This is a genomic window from Propioniciclava sp., from assembly GCF_029977985.1.
GTDB lineage: Bacteria > Actinomycetota > Actinomycetes > Propionibacteriales > Propionibacteriaceae > Propioniciclava.
Window position 1 is genome coordinate 1 of sequence record NZ_JARKOT010000175.1, and the last position, 7,088, is coordinate 7,088.

The window sequence follows — 7,088 nt, forward strand, 5'->3', positions numbered from 1 at the left end:
TCGGTGAGGCAGGCGGCGATGAGGTCGTCCTTGGAATCGTAGGCGCGGAAGATCGTGCCCTCGGCAATGCCGGCGGCCTCGGCGATCTGCCGGGTGGAGTTGTCGGTGCCATGCTCGCGCAGCAGCGGCAGGGTGGCGTCCACAAGGGCTTTGCGCCGCTCGTCGGCGGACATGCGGGGGGCTCGGGTCACGAGCACCCACTCTAGGTGAGTGAGTGCTCACTCACCAACAGCCCGGACGGCCGAGCCGTCAGTTGCCTCCAGCTGGATAGGCTTCCGGGGACGAAGGAGGTGAACCATGACGCTGTTCCTGTGGATCGGGGCCATCGGGGTCGTGCTGCTGCTGCTCACGCTCGTGCTCGACGACTTCCTCGACGGGGTCCTCGACGGGCTCGGCGGCAGCGAATGGTTCACCGGGGCCGCGCTCGCGGGCTTCCTCGGAGCGCTCGGTTTCGGCGGGGCGCTGGTCCACGCCCTCACGGAGAACCTGACGCTGGCGTGGGTGGTGGGCATCGCGGCCGGGCTCGGGCTCGGCGCCGTCGTGGGCTGGGTGACCGCCCGCATGCGACACACCGACAGCGGGCTCGCGCCCGGGGCCCGCGAACTCGTCGGGGTGACCGCCACCGTCGCGACGCCCATCCCCGAGGGCGGCTACGGAACCGTCCGGCTGCACCACGGCGGCCACCTGACGACGATGAACGCCCGCAGCGAGGCGCCCGTGGCGGCCGGGGAGACCGTCTGGGTCGTCGAGTCGCTGTCCCCAGGTGCCGTCCTCGTCCGACCCACCCACCCCACCGGCGACCCGTTCTCGCCGACCGCCGACCGACCCGACTGACCGACCACACCACGCAAGGAGACACCCCACATGCCGTTCTTCGACCTGCCTCCGTTCCTGCTGCCCCTGCTTGGCATCATCGCGATCGTCGTCCTGCTCGCGCTCGTGATCGTGACCCGCTACAAGGTGGCCGGACCGAACGAGGCCTACATCGTCACCGGACGCCGCGGCAAGGAGGTGCGCAACCTCGAGACGGGCGAGATCAGTCACGACCTGTCCGGGCAGAAGGTCGTCATGGGCGGCGGCGTGTTCGTCGTGCCGTTCGTGCAGCGCCTCCACATCCTCGACCTCTCCAGCCGCCGCATCCCCGTCACCATCCGGGGCGCCGTGTCCGGCCAGGGCGTCAAGCTGAACCTCGAGGGCGTCGCCATGGTCAAGGTGGGCGGCAACGAGGACCAGATCCGTGCCGCCGCCCAGCGCTTCCTCTCCCAGCAGGACGAGGTGGAGACGTTCACCCAGGAGGTGCTCGCCGGCGCGCTGCGGTCGATCGTCGGCTCGCTGTCGGTCGAACAGATCATCCGCGACCGCGCCGCGTTCGCGCAGAAGGTGGCCGACGAGTCCGAGGCGTCGCTCACCGGCCAGGGCCTGCTGCTCGACACCTTCCAGATCCAGGACATCACCGATGACGGCCAGTACCTGGCCGACCTCGGCCGGCCCGAAGCAGCCCGCGTCGGGCAGCTCGCCGCCATCGCCGAGGCGCAGGCACGCCAGGCGTCCGAGCAGGCGCGCGTCGCCGCCGAGCAGGAAATCGCCGTCGCCAACCGCCAGCTCGCCCTGAAGAACGCCGAGATCAAGGCCGAGACAGACGCCGCCGCCGCCCAAGCGGCCGCCGCCGGCCCGTTGGCGCAGGCCGACCGCGACCAGGCGATCCTGCTCGAGCGGGAGAAGGTCGCCGAGCGCCAGGCGGCGTTGAAGGAGCGCGAGCTGGACACCGAGGTGCGGCGTCCCGCCGACGCGGAGCGCTACCGCATCGAGACGGAGGCGGCCGCCAAGCGGCAGGCGTCCATCCTGGCCGCCGAGGCCAACAAGGCCGCAGCCATCGCCGCCGCCGAGGCGGAGGCGGAGAAGGCGCGACTCACCGGTGTGGGCGACAAGTCCCGTCGTGCGGCGCTCGCGGAGGCCGAGGCGATCGAGGGTGCCAAGCGCGGTGAGGCCGAGAAGGCGCGTCGTCTGGCCGAGGCGGAGGCGCTCAAGGCCGAGGGCGACGCGAAGGCGTCCGCGATCCTCGCGACGGGAGAGGCCGAGGCCGAAGCGATGAACAAGCGCGCCGACGCCTACGCCCGCTACAACGAGGCGGCGGTGCTCGAGATGCTCGTGTCCGTGCTGCCCGAGGTGGCCAAGCAGGTGGCCGCACCGATGGCGTCCATCGACAAGATGACCGTCGTCTCGACCGACGGTGCCGCCGAGATCCCGCGCACCGTGACGACCAACCTGGTTCAGGTCATGGAGTTGCTGAAGTCCACCACCGGCGTGGACCTCGGCCACCTCATCGAGAAGTACGGCCTCGCGACGACGGAGAAGGCGACCGTCGAGGGTCAGGTCGTCGACAAGGCGTGATGGTGGGCCGGCTGGGCCGGCCAGCGTCCCGTCGCTGCCCGTGTGACGGTCCGGTACACCCCCGTGTGGCAGTTGGGGCTCACGAATAGGGCGCTCCAGCGCCCTATTCGTGAGCCCCAACTGCCACACAGGGGTGGTCCCCAACGGTCGCACGGGCGGGATGGCGATGTCGGATTCTTGCTGGAGGGAGGGCGTCTCGTCGGGGATCATGGTGGCTGTGATGCCCGACCGGTCCGCCTGCCTCGCCGCTGTCGCCAGCCGCGATGCGCGCTTCGACGGCGCCTTCTTCACCGGCGTCACCTCGACCGGGATCTACTGCCGGCCCAGCTGCCCCGCCCGGACGCCGGCCCCGCAGCACTGCACCTTCCACCCGAGCGCGGCGGCTGCGCAGGCCGCCGGCTTCCGCGCCTGCAAACGGTGCCGTCCGGACGCCGTGCCGGGTTCCGCGGACTGGGAGCCACGCGCGGACGCCACCGCCAGGGCAGTACGCCTGATCGCCGACGGGGTCGTCGACCGCGACGGTGTCGAAGGGCTCGCCCGGCACCTGGGCTACTCGCCGAGACAGGTCGAGCGGCTCACCCGGGCCGAGTTGGGGGCGTCCCCGGTCGGGCTGGCCCGTGTGCAGCGGGCGCACACCGCGCGGCTGCTGCTGCAAACGACGCACCTGCCGCTCGCCGACGTGGCGTTCGCGGCTGGCTTCGGATCGATCCGATCGTTCAACGAAACAGTGCGGGCCGTGTACGGCTCGACCCCGTCCGATCTGCGGGGGCGGCCGGCCACCGCGCCGACTGGTACAGGGATGCTCCGAGTCGACCTGCGCCTGGCCTTCCGGCGCCCGTTCGAGCCGACCAACGTTTTCGGTCACCTGGCCGCCACCGCGGTGCCCGGGGTGGAGGAGTGGCGTGACGGCGCCTACCGCCGGACGCTCCACCTGCCGCGCGGGCCCGGCATCGTCGCCCTGCGCCCCCGTCCCGACCACGTGGCTGCCACCCTCTTCCTGTCCGATCCGCGGGACCTCACGCCCGCCATCGGCCGCTGCCGGCGGCTGCTCGACCTGGACGCCGACCCTGTCGCCGTCGACGCCGCGCTCGCGGCCGATCCGCTGCTGGCCCCGTTGGTCGCGGCCGCGCCCGGACGCCGCGTCCCGCGGACGGTCGACGCCGCCGAGTTCGCGGTGCGTGCCGTGCTCGGCCAGCAGGTGTCCACGGCGGCGGCCCGAACACACGCGGCCCGGCTCGTGGCGCGCCACGGGGAGCCGGTCGTCGATCCCGCGGGTGGGCTCACCCACCTCTTCCCGACCCCCGCGGCCCTCACGAATCCAGCACAGGACGCCCTGGCCCTGTCGGCCTCCCGCGTGGCGACGCTCGTCGGGCTCGCTCGCGTGCTGGATTCCGGGGGACTCGACCTCGGGCCCGGCGCCGACCGTGACGCCGCCCGCGCTGCCCTCGCTGCGCTCCCGGGCATCGGTCCCTGGACCGTCGAGGTGATCGCGATGCGCGCACTCGGCGACCCGGACGCCTTCCCGGCCACCGATCTCGGCGTCCGCCGCGGGGCTGAACGCCTCGGCATCACCCGGCCCACAGACCATGCCGAGCGGTGGCGTCCTTGGCGCGCCTACGCGACCCAGCACCTCTGGGCCGCCCACGACCACCCGATTAACCACCTGCCCGAGGAGGCACCGTGAAGCACCGCGTCATCGACTCACCGGTCGGGCCGCTCACTCTCGTCGTCGACGACGCCGGCGCACTGGCCGCTCTCTACACCGCGGGGCAGAAGCACCTCCCGGACGCCACCGGCCTCGGCGTCCGCGACGACACCATCGCCGCGGACGCCGTCGCTCAACTGGGGGAGTACTTCGCCGGAACGCGGAGTGCTTTCGAGCTCGACCTGGCCCCGCAAGGCACGGATTTCCAGCGGCGGGTGTGGGCGCTGTTGAGCGGCATTCCCGCGGGGGAGACACGGACCTATGGTCAGTTGGCCGCGCAGTTGGGGACGCCGACAGCGTCCCGCGCCGTCGGCGGCGCGATCGGGCGCAACCCGCTGAGCATCGTCGTGCCGTGCCACCGCGTGATCGGTGCCTCCGGCGCGCTGACGGGCTACGCGGGCGGTGTCGAGCGCAAGCGCTGGCTTCTCGACCACGAGCGTCGGTGACCGCCGAGGGCCCCTCTCCGGCCGAGAGCCCCGTGCCGGAGAGCCCCGCGCCGCAATGCCCATGCCAGAGAGCCCCGCACCGCAATGCCCGCGCCGCAATGCCCGCGCCGCGAGCCCCGCACCGCAAGCCCCGCGCCGGTTGCCGGAGCGCGCTCATTCTCGGATGTGGGTGTGAGTTCAAGCCCGGATCCGAGAATGAGTTCGCCCCGGATCGGTGAACTCGGCGCCAACAGCCGCAGCCGCTGGCGCAAGCCCGCCGGGGGGCTCTTGGAGGATCAGCCCGCGCGGACCGCTTGCTTGACTTCCGGGATGTGCAGGGGCGGGACGCTCAGCGAGGACACTCCCAGCTCGATGAGCCGCGCGGCGTAACCGGGTTGCTCGGCCAGGTCACCGCAGACGCCGACGGGTACGGTCGGCAGTTCCTGGCACACCCAGGCGACGAGGTCGAGGACGGCCGGATCCTCCTGGCTGGCGAGTTCGCCGACGTCGGGATCGGTGCGGTCGGCGGCCAGCACGTACTGGGCGAGGTCGTTGGTGCCGATGCTCACGAAGTCGACCAGCCCGGCGAAGTCGCGTGCCCGGATCGCCGCGGCGGGCACTTCCACCATGATCCCCAACGGCACTCGGGGCGCGCCCATCTCGGCGCGCACGTCCTCGAGCAGGCTCCGGGCCCAGCGCACTTCGTCGGGGCCGGACACCATCGGCAGCAGCACCCGCACGGGCGTGTCACGGCCGGCGATGAGGATGGCGCGCAACTGGTCCACGAACGCGTCGCGCGCCTGCGCCATCGTCCGGATGCCGCGCAGCCCCAGCGCCGGGTTCATCCCGGTGCCCTCGGGCAGGAAGGCCACCGGCTTGTCCGCCCCGGCATCCCACGTGCGGATCGTGATCTCGCGGCGTCCGAGCGCTGTGCCGAGCGAGCGGTAAGCCTCGGCCTGCTGGTCGACCGTCGGCGCCTCGGGGTGCGCCGCGAACAGGATCTCGGTGCGCACGAGTCCGGCGCCGTCGGCGCCGAGGCGCTGTGCCTCGCGGGCGTCGAGCAGGGTCGAGACGTTCGCCAGCACGGGGACGGTCGTGCCGTCGGGCGTCACGGCGGGTTCGGCCGCGCGGCTGAGCGCCCGCTGGGCGGCGAGGCGTCGTTCGACCCTCAGTTCCGCAAGCCGGTTCCGCACCCGGATTCCCGGACGCCGCCAGAACTTCCCGGTGACCGGGTCGAACGCCACCGGTTCGCCCTGGACGAGCTTCGTCGCGTCGCGGCGCCCGGCCAGCACCGGGATGCCGCGCGACCGCGCCGTCAGGACGCCGTGACCGGTCGCCCCGCCCGTCGTCGTGATGACTCCCAGGCACACGCGCGGGTCGAGGCGCAGGGCGGTGGGGGCGTCCAGCTCGCCCACGACCCACACGTGCGGCTCGTCCGGGCCCTCGTCGACCAGCGGTCGCTCCATCAGCCCCAGCAGCAGCAGCCGCCGGAGCCCGCGGAGGTCCTGGCCGCGCTCGCGCAGATACGGGTCGGTGAGTGCGTCGAACGTGCGTGCGGCGCGGGCCAGTTGGCTCGACACGGCGTCCACGGCGCTGAAACCCTCGGTGATGCGCGACACGATGTCGTGGTTGAGCTCCCGGTCGGCGAGCAGCGCGCGCTGGGCGCCGATCAGCCCGGTGGGGTCGCCGTGGGAGGCGACGCTGTCGAGGAACGACGCCACCACGCCCACGGCCTCGGTGAACCGGCTCAGCTCGTCCTTCGGCGCGCCGGGCACGTAGCCCTGCGTCGAGGGGCCGGATGCCCGCAGCGCCACGGTGCCCACCACGGGCAGGGTGTCGGACGCCCCCACGGCCGGTGGCGGCGCGGGCCGCTGGGTCACGGGGCCGATCCGGCGAGGACCCTGGCTGCCGGTGTCCTCGCCGAAGTCGCGCGAGGCCAGATCGGCCAGGACGCCGCGCGCGCGTTCGGCGTCCGGCCCGTTGATGCGCGCCTGCAGGACCTGCCCGCGCATCACCTGGAGCGCCGCGACGCGCGACAGGCTCGCACCGGTCGCCGGCCCGGCGCCTGTGGTGGCGTTCGAGAGCGCCACGTCGGCGTCCAGCCCCATCAGGGCCGTCACGACGGCCGCCGCGGGCCGGATGTGGAGCCCGTGCGGGTTGCGGATCGTCGCCCGCCAGACGACCGACTGCGCCCCGGACGCCGCAGGCTTGCGTTGCGCAGCCGGCCGCGAGGAGGGCAGCGGGGGTGCCGGGACTGCATCGTCGACGTGCTCGATCTTCACGGCGTATGCACGGCGGGCGCGTTCGTCCGCCTCTTCCGGCCCGGCCCCGGACGCCGCCGCCGCGACGGCTGCGACCAATCCCTCGACCAGCGGCGCGGGCGTGATGACGACCCGGTCGGCCAGGTCGTCGGGCAGGAACTCGACGCCCAGTTCGGCGCTGATGAGGGCGCTGCCGATGTCCAGGAGGACGAGGACGCCGTCGCCCGAGTCCGCCGCCGTGATGGCCCGGCTGATCGCAGCGGCGTCCGTGCCGAGGAAGCCGTCGTCGCGCCCGGCCGCCACGAC

General features: G+C 73.2%; 6 protein-coding genes. 4 read left to right on the forward strand and 2 right to left on the reverse strand.

Annotated features, from left to right (window positions below; translation table 11 throughout):
- On the reverse strand, window positions 1-191 hold a 191-nt coding region (locus Q1K57_RS10835; protein ID WP_300082285.1), incomplete at its 3' end, for a helix-turn-helix domain-containing protein.
- A 106-nt stretch (window positions 192-297) separates the two neighbouring features.
- On the opposite strand from Q1K57_RS10835, the gene Q1K57_RS10840 reads away from it, so the two are divergent.
- From Q1K57_RS10840 to Q1K57_RS10855, 4 genes are all read left to right on the forward strand, one after another.
- Entirely contained in the window at window positions 298-834 is a 537-nt protein-coding gene (locus tag Q1K57_RS10840; RefSeq protein ID WP_300082287.1) for an NfeD family protein, read from the forward strand.
- 30 nt (window positions 835-864) lie between these two features.
- Complete coding sequence (locus Q1K57_RS10845; RefSeq protein WP_300082290.1) at window positions 865-2,391, forward strand: flotillin family protein; 1,527 nt, start codon at window positions 865-867, stop codon at window positions 2,389-2,391.
- 220 nt (window positions 2,392-2,611) lie between these two features.
- Window positions 2,612-4,075, forward strand: a complete 1,464-nt coding sequence (locus tag Q1K57_RS10850; protein ID WP_300082293.1) for an AlkA N-terminal domain-containing protein — start codon at window positions 2,612-2,614, stop codon at window positions 4,073-4,075.
- Window positions 4,072-4,542 (forward strand): methylated-DNA--[protein]-cysteine S-methyltransferase, encoded by a 471-nt coding sequence (locus tag Q1K57_RS10855; protein ID WP_300082296.1) that lies wholly within the window; start codon window positions 4,072-4,074, stop codon window positions 4,540-4,542. Before Q1K57_RS10850 ends, Q1K57_RS10855 begins: the two co-directional genes overlap by 4 nt.
- Window positions 4,543-4,817: 275 nt before the next feature.
- Here Q1K57_RS10855 and Q1K57_RS10860 read toward each other — a convergent pair.
- A partial coding sequence (locus Q1K57_RS10860) for a putative PEP-binding protein (protein ID WP_300082298.1) occupies window positions 4,818-7,088 on the reverse strand: 2,271 nt, incomplete at its 5' end.

What these genes read in the sequence shown, in the direction of transcription:
- Q1K57_RS10845 (WP_300082290.1), top strand. Translation starts at nt 865, where the DNA reads ATGCCGTTCTTCGACCTGCCTCCGTTCCTGCTGCCCCTGCTTGGCATC.
- Q1K57_RS10840 (WP_300082287.1), top strand. Translation starts at nt 298, where the DNA reads ATGACGCTGTTCCTGTGGATCGGGGCCATCGGGGTCGTGCTGCTGCTG.
- Q1K57_RS10850 (WP_300082293.1), top strand. Translation starts at nt 2,612, where the DNA reads ATGCCCGACCGGTCCGCCTGCCTCGCCGCTGTCGCCAGCCGCGATGCG.